This window comes from Pseudomonas mendocina (genome assembly GCA_037482215.1).
Taxonomy (GTDB): domain Bacteria; phylum Pseudomonadota; class Gammaproteobacteria; order Pseudomonadales; family Pseudomonadaceae; genus Aquipseudomonas; species Aquipseudomonas mendocina_E.
Map to the genome: position 1 here is coordinate 345,054 of CP148074.1, position 17,905 is coordinate 362,958.

A 17,905-nucleotide genomic window follows, 5' to 3' on the forward strand; every position below is an offset into this window, starting at 1 on the left:
TTGCCATGTAGCAAACCCCGTGACCGTCTCCACGAGCGCTTTTAGCGTGGGCTCCCATCGCTTGGTATTACCTCACTTAGCGATGGGGGCGTTGATCGGTACCACTGTTGTATTTCCTAGAAGAATACACCCGGAGCCCAACTTGGATCGGGATGAGTGCGGCCGCTTGTAAGGGCATCGTGCTTCGTCTACCCGCGCCTTATCTGCCGTTGATCTAACCAGAGTGTTGCATGTGCCAACCCACAGAAATGGAGAGCAAAACAATGATAAAAAACTCCCTCAGCATAGCGGTCACAGTTGCCGCTTTGAGCCTGTCGCTCAGCCAAACTGCTCGTGCTGAATTCATAAAAGATAGTAAGGCCAGTTTGGAAGCACGTAACTTCTATTTCAGTCGTGATTTTCGCCAGGAAGGTGCTACACAAAGTAAGCGTGAAGAATGGGCGCAAGGCTTTATTCTCCGTATGACATCCGGCTATACCGAGGGCACCGTTGGCGTTGGTCTCGATACCATCGGCATGGCGGGTTTCAAGCTCGATTCTGGTAGTGGCAGAGCCGGTTCTGATCTTTTGGTGCCTGATCGTTCAGGCGGATCGCAGGACTACTCCTACGATCTAGCGGTTGCCGCGAAGGCAAAAATATCGAATAGCACTCTGCGAGTTGGCAGTATGCAATTCAAGAACATGGCAATAGCTTCAAGTGATGGTCGACTAACCCCGCAGGTGTTCAGCGGAGGACATTTAGTTTCACAGGAAATCGATGGCCTGACTGTAGATGGTGGTTATTTGAGCGAAGTGAATCACCGTAACTCCGGTGATTTCGAAGATATAGGGATGACTGTTGGCGGTAGGCGAGGTCTTGTTGTAACCGATAGTAGCCTTAGTGATTCTTTTCGGTTTCTAGGGGGGAGTTATAAGTTTACGAAGGAGCTGACGGCTGGGTACTACTATTCCAATTTGGAAGATTTGTATAAACAACATTCCCTCAATCTGGTTCACGTATTACCGCTCAGCAATGGTCACAGCCTGAAGACTGACCTGCGTTATGCGCGTTCTACCGATGATGGTCGCAGCAATGTAGATAACAAAGCCTTTGGTGCCATGTTCACCTATGGTTTCTTTGGCCACAGCATTGGTTTTGGTTATCAAAAGATGAGTGGTGATACTGGATTCGCCTATATCAACGGCACCGATCCATTCCTAGTTAACTATGTGCAAATCGGTGATTTCGCCAACAAGGATGAGACGTCGTGGCAAGCACGTTACGACTTCAACTTTGCAAGCGTCGGGATCCCTGGTCTTACATTTATGACGCGTTACCTTACTGGAGATAACATTGATTTGGGCGCTGCTGGTACAGGTAAGGAGTGGGAGCGTAACACTGAGCTGATGTACGTATTCCAAGAAGGCACTCTAAAAAATCTGGGGATTTGTTGGCGTAACGCAACTGTACGTTCGAACTTTAGTAACGAGATAGACGAGAACCGTCTGATTATTAGTTACACACTTCCGCTGCTCTGAATTCCAAGGTTAAGCAGGTGGACTGGAAATTGCGCAAGCTACAGACAATGCACCTGTACAGTGCCTAAAAAATCGTGATGCTGTGCTTGGGCTACTTAGGTGGCCCTTTTTTATGCTCTTGGGGCAAACATGATGATGCCCATACCGCAAAGTGCTACCGCTGTTCCAAGTAGATCCCAGCCTGTGGGTTTGATGCCGTCCACCCCCATAGCCAGAGAATGGCGACAAAAATATAGACACCGCCATACGCGGCATACACTCGTCCCGCAGCGGTTGGGTGCAATGTCAGTAGCCATGCAAAAACCGCCAAACTGAGCGCGGCGGGCACCAACAGCCAGATGCTTTTGCTTTCACGTAGCCAGAGATAGGGCAGGTAACAGCCAACGATCTCTGCGATGGCTGTCAGCACAAACAGCAAGACGGTTTTAATTTCTGGCATCACAGGCTCGTCGAAAATAGGAATGTGGGATTGCCGCTTGCAGGTATTAGCGACTTTGCGGCCGATATTGTAGGGCTTCTGCCAGGTGGGCGCGGGTGACATGCGCAGTCTGTTCCAGATCAGCCAGGGTGCGGGCAACTTTCATTACCCGGTGTGCTGCGCGTAGGCTGAGGTTCAGGCGTTCGCAGGCGGCTTCTAGCCAGCGTTGGTCGTCTTCTTTGAGCTGACAGTGCTGCTGCACGCCTTTCAGGTCTAAATGGGCGTTGGCGCAACCCTGGCGCTTCATTTGTTGCGCTCTGGCCTTTGCCACCCACGCGGCGACTTCGGCGGTGCTCTGGCCGGGCTCGCTGTTGCTTAGGCGCGTGGTTTCGCGGGGGACGGTCAGGTGCAGATCGATGCGATCCAGCAACGGGCCGGAGAGTTTGTTGCGGTAACGTTGGACTTGCTCGGTGCCGCAGCGGCAGGAACCGGAGGGATCGCCAAGATGCCCGCAGGGGCAGGGGTTCATCGCCGCAACCAGCTGGAAGCGTGCCGGGAAACGCACTTTGTCCCGTGCTCGGGCAATCACGATATGGCCTGATTCCAGAGGCTCCCTTAAAACCTCAAGCACCTTGCGGTCGAACTCGGGTAGCTCATCGAGAAACAGCACGCCTTGATGGGCCAAGGTAATTTCGCCCGGTTGCGGACGACTGCCACCGCCGACCAGTGCCGGGCCGGATGCGCTGTGATGGGGCGTTCGGAACGGGCGTTGTGGCCAGGCCTTGAGCGGAGTGTGGCTGGCGACTGAATGAATGGCGGCAACTTCCAAGGCTTCGGACTCATCCAGCGGCGGCAGCAGGCCCGGCAGGCGGCTGGCCAGTAATGTTTTGCCGGTACCAGGCGGACCGGTGAACAGCAGATTATGGGCGCCAGCCGCAGCTACCAGCAGTGCGCGCTTTGCGGCGAGTTGGCCCTGAACGTCCGCCAGATCGGGATAGGGATGCACCTGACGCAGCAGGCCTTGTGCCTCATAAGGTGGCAGCGGTGTCTGGCCGTTGAGGTGCGCGGCCAGTTCTAGCAAATGGCCGACAGCAAGCACGGTGAGGCCGGAGGCAAGGCTGGCTTCTTCGGCATTTTGTTTCGGCACCACCAAGGTGCGTCCGGCTGCTCTGGCCGCGAGGGCTGCTGGCAATACGCCCTGGACTGGGCGGACTTCGCCGGAGAGCGCCAGCTCTCCCAAGCACTCCAGTTGCTCCAGTGCACTCAGTGGCACCTGGCCACTGGCGGCGAGGATGCCTAAGGCAATGGCCAAGTCGAAGCGGCCACCGTCTTTAGGCAAATCAGCCGGTGCAAGATTAAGGGTGATACGTCGGGGAGGAAATTCGAAGGCGCAATTGAGAATAGCGCTGCGTACTCGGTCCTTGCTTTCTTTTACCGCAGTCTCCGGCAAACCGACCAGTGCCAGTGATGGCAGGCCGTTAGCCAGATGAGCTTCGACGGTAACGGAAGGTGCATCCACGCCCACCTGCGCTCGGCTGTGGACAATTGCCAGGGACATCGATCACTCCTTGATCGTTGCGCGTTGTTGCGCCGGATTATTGCTCGCGCTTGGCTTCTTCCAGTTCGGCCAGTTTGGCTTCCAGCGCTTCGAGGTGTGCGCGGGTGCGGGCGAGGACGACCATCTGGCTGTCGAACTCTTCGCGGCTGACCAAATCAAGTTTGCTGAAGGTGCTTTGCAGCAGGGCTTTGAACTGGGCTTCAAACTCGGCGCGTGGCAGCGGTGTTTCACCACTGAACAGGCGGGAGGCTTGGGTGCTCAGAACGTCGAGAAGGGCTTTGGGTGGCAGCATAGTGGAGCTCCATAGTCTGGTTGGCGCAGTGTAGCACGTGGGGTTTTCAGCTCCGGTTTTGGTTTGGATTCAAGATTTGTGCGAATTGCCCATTTTGGAGCGTGCTGGGCGATGTGGGTGCACTGTTATTGTGCGTTGTGCTGGAGTGCTTTGTGTTCTTCTTGATCTAAATTCGCGTAATTAGCTGATTTTTAGGACTTTTCTGTAGTTGGCAAGGTTTCTGCAAAGTCTCTGGTGACGCACGCAGAGCAGATTCTTGGGTGTGTCAGATGAAGCGGGGGGAGTGCTTCGTCGGGAGCGATTGGACGCATCAGAAGCGCTGTTCAAGGCGTGGTGCATTACAAAAGCCAAGCACTGCCTTAGACTTGCGCCGGGTTCGTTTTTCCTGGGGCGAGTCCACCTACACGGGAGAAGTTACATGAAGCTAGTCACTGCCATCATCAAGCCGTTCAAGCTGGACGACGTTCGTGAGTCACTGTCCGAGATCGGCGTGCAGGGCATTACTGTCACTGAAGTCAAAGGCTTTGGTCGTCAGAAGGGCCACACAGAACTGTATCGCGGCGCCGAATACGTAGTCGATTTTTTGCCAAAAGTGAAAATCGACGTGGCTATCGCTGACGATCAACTCGATCGCGTTATCGAAGCCATCACCAAAGCAGCCAACACCGGCAAGATCGGGGACGGCAAGATTTTCGTAGTTAACCTGGAACAGGCAATCCGCATCCGCACCGGCGAAACCGGTACAGACGCCGTTTAAGCCTCAGACCCCAATACGCCCCAGGAGAAAACAATATGACTCTGCGCAAAATCGCAGGGCTAGGAGCCCTGTTGTCCCTCGTAAGCCCTGGCCTGGCCATGGCGGAAGAGGTTGCTACCCTAAATTCCGGTGACACCGCGTGGATGCTGACGGCAACCGCACTGGTGTTATTCATGACTATTCCTGGCCTGGCGCTGTTCTACGGCGGCATGGTGCGTTCGAAAAACATCCTGTCGGTGATGATGCAATGTTTTGCCATCACAGGCTTGATGAGCATTTTGTGGTTCGCCTACGGTTACAGCCTGGCCTTCGATACCACCGGTATGGAAAAGGGCGTTACCAACTTCCACTCCTTCGTCGGTAGTCTGAACAATGCGTTCCTGACCAACCTGACCAAGGAAAGCCTGATCTCAGCATTCCCTGAGAGCGTCTTCGTCACCTTCCAGATGACCTTCGCCATCATCACTCCGGCGCTGATCGTCGGTGCATTTGCTGAGCGTATGAAGTTCTCCGCGATGCTGATCTTCATGACCATCTGGTTCACCATTGTGTATGCCCCGATGTGCCACATGGTGTGGAGCGGCGACGGTGCGTTCTTGTGGGATGAAGGCGTGATCGACTTTGCGGGCGGCACCGTTGTGCACATCAACGCCGGTATCGCAGGTCTGGTTGCCTGCCTGGTGCTGGGCAAGCGTAAGGGCTACCCGACCACTCCGATGGCGCCGCATAATTTGGGCTACACCTTGATCGGTGCTGCCATGCTCTGGATCGGCTGGTTCGGTTTCAACGCCGGTTCCGCTGCTGCGGCTAACGAGACGGCTGGTATGGCCATGCTGGTTACCCAGATTGCAACCGCTGCTGCTGCGCTGTCCTGGATGTTCGCTGAGTGGGTTGCCCACGGTAAGCCAAGTGCACTGGGCATTGCCTCGGGTGTTGTGGCGGGTCTGGTTGCGATCACTCCGGCTGCTGGTGCTGTTGGCCCGGTAGGTGCTCTGGTGATCGGTCTGGTGTCGGGTGTGGTGTGCTTCTTCTGCGCCACCAGCCTGAAGCGCAAACTGGGCTACGACGATTCCTTGGACGTGTTTGGCGTGCACTGCATCGGCGGTATCGTCGGTGCGATTCTGGTGGGGGCCTTTGCTGCGCCTTCCCTGGGTGGCTTCGCAGAAATTCCGGGTATCGCCACACAACTGTGGGTACAGACTAAGTCGGTGCTGTTCACCATCGTCTACACCGGCATTCTGACCTACATCATCCTGAAAGTTCTGGATGTGGTGATGGGCCTGCGTGTCAGCGAAGAGTCGGAAGTGGTTGGCCTCGACCTCTCCGAACACAACGAGCGCGGTTACAACCTGTAACGACTGCGCAGTCTAAAACGCCCGGTTTGCCGGGCGTTTTTTATTTATTGGTTTAAGGTTTTATTAAGCGGGCTTGGATCTAGCGTGTAAGCTTTTTCTGTGGGTATTGAAGTTTTTTGGAATAAAGAGTAATTAATCATTCGTTTAGTGGTATGGCTGTGCCAAATTAGTTGCTGCTCAGTTGTCTTGCGCTGGAAACACCCAGTCATAGGGGGTCAGAGTTGGATCAGATGGAGCGTTACCAAGATCAGCGTCAGTTGCCCGAACTGCGGGCTTACATTGACACGTTGCTGGCCAAAGGCTGGGTTATTGCCAGTCGTAATCCCCTGACCTTGCAAGCCGGGCGAAAGACCTATCAGGTTACGCAGGGCATGCTGATAGGCAGTTCTATTTACTGATTCAGACTCGTATTCCGGAAACGCTGCCCGCCTCAGGCCGGCAGCGTTTTTTATGCTCGCAATTTACTGGAGCAGGCACGCATGAATGATATGTTTGTGCACGGTTGTGCAAACTTTGCGCGTCATGCTGCTGCGTTTTTGCGTTATAAAAACAACACTTCACCTTGCTGAGGATCTGCCATGCACGCGTTTAGTTTTGCCACGACGGCCCGGATTCAGTGCGAGCTTGGCGCCTCGCGCCGTTTGGGCAATTTGTGCCTGGAGCTAGGTGCACGGCGCGTGATGCTGGTGACGGACCCAGGCATCAGCAAACTCGGGCTGCTGGCGGATGTACTGCCAGGCTTTGCCCAAGCTGGCGTCACGCTTGAGGTGTTCGATCAGGTGGTGGCTGACCCACCAGAATTTATCCTGCTCGAAGCTGTGAAGCAGGCTAAATCCCTGAAGGCCGAATTGGTCATTGGGTTTGGCGGTGGCAGCTCAATGGACGTGGCCAAACTGGTTGCGTTGTTGGCCAACCCCACCTGTACGCAAGAACTGGATGATATGTATGGCGTGGATTGCGTTAAGGCGCAGCGCCTGCCTTTGATATTGGTACCGACCACCGCTGGTACGGGGTCTGAAGTCACGCCGATCTCTGTGATCACCACGGGTACAACCACCAAAAAGGGTGTGGTTTCACCGGTGTTGCTGCCCGATTTGGCTGTGTTAGATGCAGACCTCACCCTCGGCCTGCCCCCTGCTGTAACTGCGGCTACGGGGATTGATGCCATGGTGCATGCCATTGAGGCTTACACCAGTGCAATCAAGAAGAACCCGCTGTCCGACTTGCTGGCCAAAGAGGCGCTACGTTTGCTCTCGCGCAACCTTGATGAGGTGGTGCATAACGGCAGCAACCGTGAAGCACGTCAGGCCATGTTGCTGGGCTCATGCCTGGCCGGGCAGGCATTCGCCAACGCGCCTTGTGCAGCAGTACACGCGCTGGCTTATCCGCTGGGCGGTTACTTCCATATCCCCCATGGGCTGTCGAATGCGCTAGTGCTGCCCCACGTGCTGGGCTTTAACGCCAGTGTCGCAGCGCCGCTTTATGCTGAGCTGGCAGCGGTAATCCTGGGCGACCAGCTGCGTCCGGGCAGTGCGATGGATCAGACCGAGCAGTTTATCTGGCGGATGGCAGACTTCAGTGAACAGAGCGGCTTGCCCACTCGTCTGCGTGATGCCGGTGTGCCGCAGGACGTCTTGCCGACCCTCGCCCGTGATGCCATGTTGCAGCAACGATTGCTGGTCAATAACCCGCGGGAAATGACCGAAGCCCATGCCTTGGCCATCTATCAGGTGGCCTACTGATACGACCTGGAGCGCTTATGACCACTCCCCAGCACGCCCGCAGTGACTACCGCTTCTTCCAGCCGATCAGCACCCGTTGGCACGACAATGACGTGTATGGCCACGTTAATAACGTGACCTATTACAGCTACTTTGACAGCGCGGTGAATACCTACCTGATTGAAGTCGGCGGGCTGGATATTCACCACGGCAATATCGTCGGCTTTGTGGTTAGTTCCAGCTGTGATTACTTTGCTTCTATCGCCTTCCCGGACAAGATTGAAGTCGGCCTGCGTGTGGTTAAGCTCGGCACCAGCTCGGTGCAATACGAGTTGGCGGTGTTTAAGGTCGGGGACGATGAGGCTTGCGCTGCAGGGCGTTTTGTCCATGTATTTGTGGACAGAACCAGCAACCGCCCGGTGGCTATCCCCGAGAACCTGCGTGCTGCGCTGACTGCCTTGCTGATGTAATCAGCTGGGGCGCGGCGGTTTCCAGGTCAGCGGTAGTACCTGCCACCAGCTTGGCAGCAGGCTTTTTACTTTAGGCGCGCCGTAGCGGTCGTCCAGCAGGTATACGCAGCCGTGATCCGCCGTGGTGCGGATCACCCGCCCGGCGGCCTGCACCACCTTCTGCATGCCGGGGTAGAGATAGGCGTAGTCGTAGCCGTTCTCCTCGCCAAACATCTGCTGCATGCGCGCTTTCATCTCTTCATTGATGGCGTTGACCTGCGGTAGTCCGAGGGTGGCGATAAATGCACCTACCAGACGCTTGCCCGGCAAGTCGATGCCTTCACCAAATGCGCCCCCAAGCACGGCAAAGCCGATGCCCTCTGAGTGCAGAGTGAAGTTATCGAGAAAGGCCTGGCGGTCCTGCTCGTTCATGCTGCGGGTCTGCATGCTGGTGGGGATGGTCGGGTACATGGCCCGAAACAGCTCGCGCACCTGATCCAGATAGGCATAGCTGCTGAAAAAGGCCAGATAGTTGCCGGGCGCTTTCTGGTACTGCTCGGCCATCAACTGGCAGATCGGCAACAGGCTGGATTCCCGATGCTGATAGCGGGTCGACAGGTTACGCACGCTGCGCACCTCCAGCTGCTCGGCAGAGAAGGGAGAGGCCACATCCAGCCACTGCGTTTCGTAAGGCAGGCCGAGTAGGTCGCGGTAGTAATTGGCCGGGCGCAGAGTCGCAGAGAACAGCGTGGTGGTGTGCGCTTCGGCAAAACGTCCACTGAGGAATGGTGCCGGTACGATATTGCGCAAGCACAAACTCGTATGCAGGCCGATGGCATTGCTCTCTAGCCGGGTGACATCAAACAGCGAGTGAGGGCCATAGGCTTCACACAAGCGGCAGAACAGCATGGCCTCCAGATAGAACAACAACAGTTCGCGGTCATTGCCGCTGGGGTGCTCGGAAAGGTGATCGGTGATGGCGCTGACGGTCTTTTGCAAAGCAGCGACAAACAAGTCCGGTACCGCCGGGAAGATCTGATAGTCCTGCTCCAGGCTCTGGTTGATCTGCTCCCAATGACGGCTGACTCGCTCCAGCACATTCTTTAATGAGCGCGGCGCGTTGCGGCACAGCTCATAAAAGGCCAGCTGATTCAGCTCGGCGGTGTACATGCCACGGGCGCGGTCCACAAGGTTGTGCGCCTCATCCACCAGCACCGCTACGCGCCATTCGTTCTGGCTGGTCAGGCTGTAGAGCAGGGCGGCAATATCGAAGTAATAGTTGTAGTCGCACACCACCACATCGGCCCAGCGGCACAGCTCCTGGCTCAGGTAATAGGGGCAGACTTTGTGCTCCAGGGCGATACGGCGCACGTGCGTTTGATTCAGCCAGCGATGTTTCAAGGCCGCTGCGCGAGCGTCCGGCAGGCGGTCATAAAAGCCTTTGGCCAACGGGCACGATTCACCATGGCAGGCTTTGTCCGGGTGCTCGCAGGATTTGTCCCTCGCCACATGCTCCAGCACACGCAGCGGGATATTGGCCTGCTCGCCGCGCAGCTGCCACAGCGCATCCAGCGCCAAACGTCGCCCGGGAGATTTGGCAGTGAGGAAGAACATCCGGTCCAGCCGTTGCGAAGGGAAGGCCTTGAGCTGCGGAAAAATCGTCCCCAATGTCTTGCCAATACCCGTGGTGGCTTGGGCCATCAGGGTGTTGCCGTCACGGGCGCAGCGGTACACCTCTTCCGCCAGTTGACGCTGACCGAGACGAAATTCCGCGTAGGGGAATTTCAGCTCATCCAGATAGATATCCCGCCGTTCGCGGTGCGCTTCTTCCTGCTCGGCCCAATGCAGAAAACGCCTGCACTGCTCATCGAAGAAGGCTTTTAGATCATCCGCACTGTAGGTTTCGATAAAGGCGTTTTCGGCGTGGCTGAGCACGTTGAAATACACCACCGCCAGCTCCACTTCGGCCAGGTTCATCTGCTCGCACAGCAGCCAACCGTAAACCTTAAGCTGCGCCCAGTGCAGCGCGCGGTGGTTGGCGGGTATGCGGCTGATATCGCCACGATGGGTTTTGATCTCTTCCAGGCGGTTCTGCTCCGGGTCGTAACCGTCGGCGCGGCCGCTGACCAGCAGACCGGGGTAACGGCCGCTGAGCGGCAGCTCGGCCAGATAGTCCGAACCCCGGCGGCTGATCACCGTCTGGTGTCCAGCGATGCCTTCCTGAGCGGTGGGGGAGGGGGTAAAACGCAGGTCGAGATCACCCTCTTTGGCGGTAAATTCGCACAGCGCTCGAACCGCCACCGAATAGGTCATTCTTCCGCTGCCCAGGTCACGTAGCAGACGTCCACTGTCATACCGTGCTCAGCGGCAAAGGCCAGCCAGCGTTTCTGGTTGTCTTGCAGGCGGTCGCCGGGGCCTTTCACTTCGATCATGCGGTAGCGTTGCTCAGTCGGGTAAAACTGAATCAGATCCGGCATGCCGGAGCGGTTAGCTTTCAGGTTGTGAAGCATACGCTGGAAACAAGCGGCCAGGTGCGCGGCGGGGATACATTCCAGAGCAAGCTCCAGCAGGGTTTCATCCAGTACGCTCCAGAACACGAATGGCGACTGGATGCCGAATTTGTCCTGATAGCGCTGGCGGATCAGGTCTTTGTAATCATTCGAATCGAGCCTGCGCAGGCTGTGTTCGAACAGCTCAGCTCGCCGCTGGTAAAACTCAGGGCTATACAAGTCGACTGGGCCGCTGTGGAACGGGTGGAAGAACGCACCCGGCAGCGGGGCGAAAATCACGTCCCAACAGAGCAGGCCGAACAGGCTGCAAATCAGTGTGTTTTCAACGTAGTAGACCGGCGCATCATCCTGTTGCAGATGCTCACGCACGGCGATTTCAACGCAGTGCTCGGAGGGCGGTAATTGCAGGTCGAAGCGCTGCTCTTTGAATGCGCTGGCGCGTTTTTTTGCAGGGATGCCGAGCTTACGTTGCAGGCGAGTCAGGGCCCGCTCAAGGCGTTGGATTTCTTCGTCATCATGGGGCTGTTGGCTGAAGCTGAGGGCATGTTCGTGCGCCTCATCAAAGCGTTGCAGGGCTTCCAATACACGGATCAGGCGCCAGCGCGCCTGGCCGTAACCGCACACCTGATACAGGCTCAGGGCTAATTCCAACTCACTGAGCTTCTCCAACTGCTGTCCAATCTGGAACAGCAGCTTGCTTTGCCGTGAGCGCAGATAAGGATTGGTTGTTTCAAAGGCGAGTAACTCCGGCAGCCACTCGTTCAGTGGTTCGCCCGCCTCCAACAGCAGTCGGTAATTGCGCAGGTGGATGTAGTCGTCGATGTCTTGCCTGCTCTGAAACCCACGGGACTCTGGGCTGATTGCGACCTGCTCATAGCGATAGATGCCCAAATCAGCCAACACAAACTCAGTCCAGTCCTGGCTCAGGTTGCCAAAGAACATCAGCCGCAGGCGATCACACAACTCGGCGATTTGCAGGCTGTAAAGGCGGTCATAGAGTGTCGGGCACCAACTGCTGAATGGTTGGTCAGGATGTTCGATTGCCAGTAATTGATCCCGCACATCGCTCTTTTTCTGCGAGGTGCGGCGGTCATTCAATGGGGCATGGGCGAGCAACTCGTCTTTGGTCAGCAGATCAGCCAGTTCAGGGCCGTGCAGCGGTGCCTGCTCGGTGATCCAGCCACTGTCCAGCAATAGCCGTGCGGCTGAGCGAGTGTCGCCAATCTCCGCGTAATTCAGCTTGCTCTGGCGAAAGTGCACGCCCTTACGCATCACCATTCGCACCAGCAGCGCTTGCGACGGTACTGGGCTGGTGCTGAACTGCTCGATAAACGCCTGCTCTTCAGGCGCAAGCAAATCCCCATAGCGTCCGGCAACCCATGCCAGCGCCACACGGAAGTTACTGAGGTAATAGAGTTCAGGAGGAAGGCTGTTGGTCATGACGACAGATACTGTATTTGCGTACAGGATTGTCTGGTCACGGTTGAGGGGGTGTCAACTGAGGCGTGACACGGCTATCTGATAGCGGCCCTAATCTACGATCGGCAGTACACGTTATAAAGAGCGAACCATCCTGTGAATGATTCGCTCTTGAGTGTTTATGGTCAGGCTACTGCCAGATTCATCGCAATGCGTTCACGACGAATGCTCAGCAGCGGCGGGATGACCAGAAGCAGAGTGATGACCACAGTGGCTGCGATACCCCAGGCTGCCATGGTGAATCCGCCCATGGAGATCAGACCGCCGGAAATCGCTGGGCCAACTGCCAGGCCCAGGCTGAGAAAACTGCCTGATGCGGCTACGATACGGCCCTTGCGATCCATTGCAGCGGCCAGGCCGGTCAGGTAGCTCAAGGCGTAGAAGTAGGTGATGCAAATAGTCATCACACCCGCGGTGTACATCATCTTGGAATGCTCACCCAAGACGTAGCACAGGCTGGTTGCACCGGACAGCAGGATTGCCAGGATCACAGGTGTACTCAAGCCAAAGCGCTTGCCAATCATGGCAGCCAGCAGCGGGCCGATGAGGCCTACGAAGGATTGGAACGACAGCAGTGCGCCGACTTCCTCACCGCTGTAGCCGACCATGATGCCGATGCGTTCTACGAAGGCCCAGCCCATGGTGTCCCGTGCCTGGAATACGAACATGGCCAGCATCATGCAGATCGCTGGCAGGGTGAGCAGTACGTTGCCTGAACCAGTTTTCTCGGCCTCAGTTGTTTCCATCACTGGGGCACGTTGTTCCATTGCTGGAATAGCCAGCAGCATAACTGCCATGGTACCGGCCATCGCGTAGTACAGACCTGCTAGACCGTACAGCGCCATGACTTTGGCGTAGCCGAGCATGACTACAATCATCAAAAGCACGGAGAGAATGTTCATGTGCCCGGCGATGCGGTCAGGGTGTTTGGCGCTGGAAACACAGGCGTTGCCGCAAGCCAGAGCCAGACCAGCACCGATGCCTGCCACACAGCGCACGGCACCTAAGGCGTACAGGTCAGTCATGTGTGCGCTGACAAGGTTTGCCACAATGGCCACCAAGGTGCCCCATAGCGCAAGCGTGCGACGTGGCGCGTGCCCCATTAAGGGCGCCACCAGCATCGAGGCAAGCATGGTGAAACCGAATTCAGCCGACATCAGCAGGCCGGCCTGAGCTTCGTTGAATTTGAGGTCATTGATGATGGCGCTGATCAAAAATGGAAGCGCCCACAATCCCAGCAAGCCCACGCCGTAGGCGGCTCCTGCAGAAGAAAAGACCAGACTCCAGTTTTCGGGCAAAGCATTGCGTATTGTTTTTTTCATCGGGGTTTATCCCTGTTGAGCAAGCATGGCATTAAAAAACGGCGCGCCTAAATGGCGCGCCCACGGTTATAAATCTTATTTCTGCAAGCTTTCGTCGACCGGTGTGCCGTCGTCGTACTGCGAAAGCCAAGTCACCATGGCGTCGCGGTAGCGAGTGAAGCCTTTGTAATCCACCAGCTCCTGATCGAGGTCGCGGATTACTCGGTGCATGCGTTTGGCCCACTGTGGTGCGGCTTCGGCCAGTTCTTTGAGGCTGACTAGGTAGGTGCGTACTGGGAACAGCACCGCATTACTGCGTGGCAGGCGGTGTAGCGGTTGCAGTTCGATGCGCAGGTTAACCAGTTCCCCGGCATTTTCAGGGGTTACGATTGTACGATCAGGCGCCCAGTCTGGCAGAGTCTCGGCAGATGTTTCTAAGCGAGGGTTAACGGTGACCGACCAGTTGGTACGGCGCACAGGGTGGCCAGGGCGCAAACGCAGCAAGAATTTCAGAGCACGTTGAAGGATGCCCATCTCGTGCAGCTTCGGCACTGGACCGTGGAACTCCATGAAGCTCATACCCAGGTTGAAACGCAGCGAGTAGTCTGCGCGCTGGGTTGCCATACCGGCACCCATCACCAGGGTTTCGTCGCGCTCTTCAAGCAGAATGAATTCGCCCTGAGCCTGGCGGGTAATGTATTCCATCGGCTCCATCGGCAGGGTGCTGGCGTCACCGAAGGTGAAGGTTTGGTCAATCTGCAATGGGCGGTTGATCCAGTGCCACTGGCTGCCGTTTTTCTCCAGGGTGAAGTGCTCTGGAAAGTCCCGGGAGTAGGACTCCATCAGCAGCTCCAGCAAGTCCCATTGAGCCTCCATCATGTGCGGCAATGCAGCGTAGTGAATGCCTGGTTGAGTGTCGAGGACATGCGCACGGTGGTGGCATTCGGAGATGTAGTGCTCGTCGATATCGAACTGAGCGCGAAGGGCGCCTTCACCAAAGGGTACATGGGGCTCGACGTTCATCGAGTACATGTATTGGTCTTCAGGGTACGGGAAGGGCAGGCGCAGGATGGCTTCGCGGCTGTTGCGATAGGTGAAGCCGTTGGCGTCGGCGTCGGCATAGGTTTCGATCGGCTTGAATACGGTCATTTTTATTTTCCTGTCTTAGAGGTCTACGACCAGACGGCTGCAATTGGCACGGGATACGCATGGCATGAATTTGCGCTTGCTCAGCTTGTCTTCCTCGCTGAGCCAGTCATCGCGGTGGTCCAGCTCGCCTTCGACTTCCAGTACTTCGGTTTCGCAGTAACCGCAGGCACCGCCGCGGCACAGGTAAGGCACTTTGTAGCCAGCCTGTTCGGCTGCTTCGAGTAGGGACTGATCGGGCGGCACTTCGATGGTTACGCCTTGGCGGGCGAGGGTGACGCTGAACGGCAGGCCGGTAGAGCCCTGTTCAACGAAGCGTTCGAAGTGAATGTGGCTGTCAGTCCAGCCCAAGGCGTGAGCGCTATCGACAGTGTCATTGATCATGCCGTCGGGGCCGCAGACATAGACATGACTGCCCAGTGGGCGATTGGCTAAAACCTGCGCAATATTCAAGTGCTGGCCTTGGTCATGCACGTACAGGTGAACACATGCGCCGTAGCGGGCTTGCAGTTCCAGGCCCAGGGTCGCGTGTTCTGCGCTGCGCACTGCCAGATGCAGCTCGAAGCTGGCCTGCTTGATGTGCAGCTCTTCCATCTGTGAGTAGACCGGGGTGATACCCACGCCACCTGCGATGAACACGTGCTGACGGGCATGCTTGGCCAGCGGGAACAGGTTGGCGGGTTGCAGAATCTGCAACAGTGCACCTTCCTCAACACTGTCGTGCAGGAAACGCGAGCCACCACGGCCGTCTTCTACGCGGCGCACTGCAATTTGATAGGCGCTGGAGTCGTAAGGTGAGCCCATTAACGAGTAAGCATTGCGGTGAGTCTTGTCACCGTCTGGCATCACCACGACTACGTGGCTGCCGCCAGAGAAGGCTGGCAGGTGCTTGCCTTCAGGGTCAACCAAGGTAAAGCGTTTGATTTCCGGCGTGAGTGTCTCAATGCGCGCAACCCGCACGCTGAGGGTTCCGTTATGGGTATTCATGTATCCAGCTCCTCGGCAGGTGGCAGTTCGCCTGGGACTTCGCCATCAGCTTTGATGCCCTGAAAGGCAGCCAGGCGGCGAGAATAGTGGTCACGTACGACCAGGTTCAGTTGGCAGCCGGGGCAGGTGAACACGCGTTGAGTGACGTTCTCGGTGTAGGTGTCGCAATGTGCGCACCAGACGCGGCGCACGAGGGTGCCGCTGTGCTCGCGCAGTACTTCGTCGCGATTCAGGTCCACCGCATTGGCGGCCTGCATGGCGGTACCGATAAAGCTCTCTGAACCGCTGAGGTACAGGCGGGTACCCATTTGGGCGTCTTCCAGCAGGGCGCGCAGCGCGTCGATGAGCTCGCGGTTGCTGCTGAATACCTTCAGTTCACCGGCTTCAGCCTGGCGCAGGTTGTCCAGATGGTTGTGCCCGGAAAAGGACTCAGTGGAGTAGAGCAGGGTGCTGGCCTGACGTTGGGCCGGTGACATTTCTGCGATCAGACGCAGCATGGCCGAACCGCCGCTACCCTGACCGACGATGAGGTGGCGCAGGCCTCCCTGCATCGGTTTCAGGTGGTCATAGACCGGTCGGCTCTTGATGCCGGTGATAAGCATGGTGATACCTCACTGGAGAACGGCAGAGACTAAGAAGCATCTATGCCATATAACCTATTGTTTTATATGTTTTTTGCGTGGGTAATTAACCCTGCTGCTCACAGGGATGCTTCCCTGTGAGCTAGCTTGTTGCACGCTTAGTAGCGCGTGTGTGGTTGCACTGAATTAGTGCTTGAACATCACGTGGCGCACGCAGGTGTAATCTTCCAGGCCATACATGGACATATCCTTGCCGTAGCCGGATTGCTTCATGCCGCCGTGAGGCATTTCGCTGGTCAGCATGAAATGCGTGTTAACCCAAGTGCAGCCATACTGCAGGCGTGATGCCAAGCGGTTGGCGCGTCCGACGTCACGAGTCCAGACCGAGGAGGCCAGGCCATAGTCCGAGTCGTTGGCAAAGCTCAGAGCTTGGGCTTCATCCTTAAATGGTGTAACGCTGACAACCGGGCCAAAGACTTCGCGCTGGACAATCTCGTCGTCCTGACGGGCGTCAGCCAGTACGGTCGGCTCAAAGAAGAAGCCTGGGCCATCAACTCGCTTGCCACCAGTAATCACGCGAATGTGTGGCTGCGCTTTGGCGCGCTCCACGAAACCTTCAACACGTTCCAGGTGATCACGGGTGATCAGTGGGCCAAGCTCAGTTTGCGGGTCATCTTGCAGGCCATAACGGATACTGCTGACAGCGGCGCCAAGCTTCTGCACAAACTCTTCGTAGACGCCTTCCTGCACATACAAGCGGCAGGCTGCGGTGCAGTCCTGGCCTGCGTTGTAAAAACCGAAGGCGCGGATGCCTTCTACGGCGTCGTCGATATCCGCATCGTCAAAGATCAGTACCGGTGCCTTGCCGCCCAGCTCCATATGGGTACGCTTCACACTGCTGGCGGTATTGGCCACGATGCGTGCACCCGTGGCCACCGAGCCGGTCAGGGAAACCAAGCGTACCAGAGGGTGTGTGACCAGCGGCTCGCCGACACTTGGGCCTTTGCCGAACAAGATGTTGACCACACCAGCAGGGAACAGATCGTTAATGATGCTGGCCAGTTTAAGGGCGGTGAGCGGCGTTTGTTCTGACGGTTTAAGCACTACGCAGTTACCGGCTGCCAGGGCTGGGGCGAGTTTCCAGGCCACCATCATCAGCGGGTAGTTCCACGGTGCAATAGAGGCGATCACACCCAACGGGTCGCGACGGATCATTGAGGTGTGGCCGGGGAGGTATTCGCCGCCAGCAGAACCATTCATGCAACGGCTGGCACCTGCGAAGAAACGAAATACGTCCGCTACGGCAGGAATTTCATCATTCAACGCAGCAGAAAAAGGTTTGCCGCAGTTCTGCGATTCCAGGCGCGCGAATGTTTCACCTTCAAGCTCAATGCGGTCAGCCAGCTTCAGCAGCAACTCGGCACGGTCTTTCGGCGTGGTCTGCGACCACGACTCAAAGGCGCGGTTGGCGGCCTGTACGGCGGCATCCACCTGAGCGCTACTGGCTTCGTTGATGTTGATCAGTACTTCGCCCAGGGACGGGTTGTACACGGCGTGGCTAGCGCCTTCACCGGCGACCAACTGGCCGTCGATCAGGAGATTGGTTTGCATGGCAGGTCCCTTCAGGGTGTTATCGTTAGAGTTGAAGCCTTAAACATATAAAAACATATCTTAACGTTTGAGGCTTGCCAACCTTTTCGTCGATAATTGCTTATCTGCCGAATTTCTTAGGTTTGGAGGAGAGGTGTTCTTCGTATCAGCTTTCTCCTAACCACTATAAGATACGGAGTTGAACGTTTAAGCCGTGTACAGCACGGATGGTTTACTGAATAGG

General features: G+C 56.7%; 15 protein-coding genes and 1 pseudogene. 6 read left to right on the plus strand and 10 right to left on the minus strand.

Annotation, left to right across the window (positions count from 1 at the left end):
* The first annotated feature begins 263 nt into the window (after window positions 1-263).
* Window positions 264-1,517, plus strand: a complete 1,254-nt coding sequence (locus WG219_01445) for an OprD family porin (GenBank protein WXL26178.1) — start codon at window positions 264-266, stop codon at window positions 1,515-1,517.
* 110 nt (window positions 1,518-1,627) lie between these two features.
* On the opposite strand, the pseudogene WG219_01450 reads toward WG219_01445, so the two are convergent.
* From WG219_01450 to WG219_01460, 3 genes and pseudogenes are all read right to left on the minus strand, one after another.
* Window positions 1,628-1,956, minus strand: a pseudogene (locus tag WG219_01450) (YnfA family protein).
* A gap of 46 nt (window positions 1,957-2,002) precedes the next feature.
* Window positions 2,003-3,493, minus strand: coding sequence for a YifB family Mg chelatase-like AAA ATPase (locus WG219_01455; GenBank protein WXL26179.1), 1,491 nt, complete (start codon window positions 3,491-3,493; stop codon window positions 2,003-2,005).
* 37 nt (window positions 3,494-3,530) lie between these two features.
* The gene (locus tag WG219_01460; GenBank protein ID WXL26180.1) at window positions 3,531-3,785 is read right to left on the minus strand and encodes an accessory factor UbiK family protein; all 255 of its coding nucleotides are present in this window, start codon (window positions 3,783-3,785) and stop codon (window positions 3,531-3,533) included.
* Window positions 3,786-4,203: 418 nt separating this feature from the next.
* Here WG219_01460 and glnK point away from each other — a divergent pair, with 418 nt between their 5' ends.
* From glnK to WG219_01485, 5 genes are all read left to right on the plus strand, one after another.
* Window positions 4,204-4,542 (plus strand): P-II family nitrogen regulator, encoded by a 339-nt coding sequence (gene glnK / locus WG219_01465; protein WXL26181.1) that lies wholly within the window; start codon window positions 4,204-4,206, stop codon window positions 4,540-4,542.
* A gap of 35 nt (window positions 4,543-4,577) precedes the next feature.
* Window positions 4,578-5,897, plus strand: a complete 1,320-nt coding sequence (locus tag WG219_01470) for an ammonium transporter (protein ID WXL26182.1) — start codon at window positions 4,578-4,580, stop codon at window positions 5,895-5,897.
* Window positions 5,898-6,127: 230 nt separating this feature from the next.
* Window positions 6,128-6,295 carry a hypothetical protein gene (locus tag WG219_01475; GenBank protein ID WXL26183.1) on the plus strand — a complete coding sequence of 56 codons (168 nt, stop codon included), beginning with the start codon at window positions 6,128-6,130 and terminating at the stop codon, window positions 6,293-6,295.
* A 180-nt stretch (window positions 6,296-6,475) separates the two neighbouring features.
* Window positions 6,476-7,639 (plus strand): iron-containing alcohol dehydrogenase, encoded by a 1,164-nt coding sequence (locus tag WG219_01480; GenBank protein WXL26184.1) that lies wholly within the window; start codon window positions 6,476-6,478, stop codon window positions 7,637-7,639.
* 17 nt (window positions 7,640-7,656) lie between these two features.
* The gene (locus tag WG219_01485; protein ID WXL26185.1) at window positions 7,657-8,088 is read left to right on the plus strand and encodes a thioesterase family protein; all 432 of its coding nucleotides are present in this window, start codon (window positions 7,657-7,659) and stop codon (window positions 8,086-8,088) included.
* On the opposite strand, the gene WG219_01490 is transcribed toward WG219_01485, so the two are convergent.
* From WG219_01490 to WG219_01520, 7 genes are all read right to left on the minus strand, one after another.
* Window positions 8,089-10,380 (minus strand): ATP-dependent DNA helicase, encoded by a 2,292-nt coding sequence (locus tag WG219_01490; GenBank protein WXL26186.1) that lies wholly within the window; start codon window positions 10,378-10,380, stop codon window positions 8,089-8,091. It abuts the gene before it with no gap.
* A complete protein-coding gene (locus tag WG219_01495) occupies window positions 10,377-12,017 on the minus strand; it encodes a VRR-NUC domain-containing protein (protein ID WXL26187.1) in 1,641 nt (546 codons plus the stop codon). The genes WG219_01490 and WG219_01495 overlap by 4 nt, the downstream gene beginning before the upstream one ends.
* 164 nt (window positions 12,018-12,181) lie before the next feature.
* Window positions 12,182-13,378 (minus strand): MFS transporter, encoded by a 1,197-nt coding sequence (locus WG219_01500; protein WXL26188.1) that lies wholly within the window; start codon window positions 13,376-13,378, stop codon window positions 12,182-12,184.
* A 75-nt stretch (window positions 13,379-13,453) separates the two neighbouring features.
* A complete protein-coding gene (locus WG219_01505; GenBank protein WXL26189.1) occupies window positions 13,454-14,506 on the minus strand; it encodes a DUF3445 domain-containing protein in 1,053 nt (350 codons plus the stop codon).
* Between the two features lie 15 nt (window positions 14,507-14,521).
* Window positions 14,522-15,490 (minus strand): PDR/VanB family oxidoreductase, encoded by a 969-nt coding sequence (locus tag WG219_01510; protein WXL26190.1) that lies wholly within the window; start codon window positions 15,488-15,490, stop codon window positions 14,522-14,524.
* Entirely contained in the window at window positions 15,487-16,092 is a 606-nt protein-coding gene (locus WG219_01515) for a dimethylamine monooxygenase subunit DmmA family protein (GenBank protein ID WXL26191.1), read from the minus strand. The genes WG219_01510 and WG219_01515 overlap by 4 nt, the downstream gene beginning before the upstream one ends.
* 165 nt (window positions 16,093-16,257) lie before the next feature.
* Window positions 16,258-17,682: a gamma-aminobutyraldehyde dehydrogenase gene (locus WG219_01520; GenBank protein WXL26192.1), complete on the minus strand. Its 1,425-nt coding sequence runs from the start codon at window positions 17,680-17,682 to the stop codon at window positions 16,258-16,260.
* Between the last annotated feature and the right edge of the window lie 223 nt (window positions 17,683-17,905).

Excerpts from the sequence above, each read along its gene's own strand:
- WG219_01445 (WXL26178.1), top strand. The coding sequence starts at position 264 with ATGATAAAAAACTCCCTCAGCATAGCGGTCACAGTTGCCGCTTTGAGC.
- WG219_01455 (WXL26179.1), bottom strand. The coding sequence starts at position 3,493 with ATGTCCCTGGCAATTGTCCACAGCCGAGCGCAGGTGGGCGTGGATGCA.
- WG219_01460 (WXL26180.1), bottom strand. The coding sequence starts at position 3,785 with ATGCTGCCACCCAAAGCCCTTCTCGACGTTCTGAGCACCCAAGCCTCC.
- glnK (WXL26181.1), top strand. The coding sequence starts at position 4,204 with ATGAAGCTAGTCACTGCCATCATCAAGCCGTTCAAGCTGGACGACGTT.
- WG219_01470 (WXL26182.1), top strand. The coding sequence starts at position 4,578 with ATGACTCTGCGCAAAATCGCAGGGCTAGGAGCCCTGTTGTCCCTCGTA.
- WG219_01475 (WXL26183.1), top strand. The coding sequence starts at position 6,128 with ATGGAGCGTTACCAAGATCAGCGTCAGTTGCCCGAACTGCGGGCTTAC.
- WG219_01480 (WXL26184.1), top strand. The coding sequence starts at position 6,476 with ATGCACGCGTTTAGTTTTGCCACGACGGCCCGGATTCAGTGCGAGCTT.
- WG219_01485 (WXL26185.1), top strand. The coding sequence starts at position 7,657 with ATGACCACTCCCCAGCACGCCCGCAGTGACTACCGCTTCTTCCAGCCG.
- WG219_01490 (WXL26186.1), bottom strand. The coding sequence starts at position 10,380 with ATGACCTATTCGGTGGCGGTTCGAGCGCTGTGCGAATTTACCGCCAAA.
- WG219_01495 (WXL26187.1), bottom strand. The coding sequence starts at position 12,017 with ATGACCAACAGCCTTCCTCCTGAACTCTATTACCTCAGTAACTTCCGT.
- WG219_01500 (WXL26188.1), bottom strand. The coding sequence starts at position 13,378 with ATGAAAAAAACAATACGCAATGCTTTGCCCGAAAACTGGAGTCTGGTC.
- WG219_01505 (WXL26189.1), bottom strand. The coding sequence starts at position 14,506 with ATGACCGTATTCAAGCCGATCGAAACCTATGCCGACGCCGACGCCAAC.
- WG219_01510 (WXL26190.1), bottom strand. The coding sequence starts at position 15,490 with ATGAATACCCATAACGGAACCCTCAGCGTGCGGGTTGCGCGCATTGAG.
- WG219_01515 (WXL26191.1), bottom strand. The coding sequence starts at position 16,092 with ATGCTTATCACCGGCATCAAGAGCCGACCGGTCTATGACCACCTGAAA.
- WG219_01520 (WXL26192.1), bottom strand. The coding sequence starts at position 17,682 with ATGCAAACCAATCTCCTGATCGACGGCCAGTTGGTCGCCGGTGAAGGC.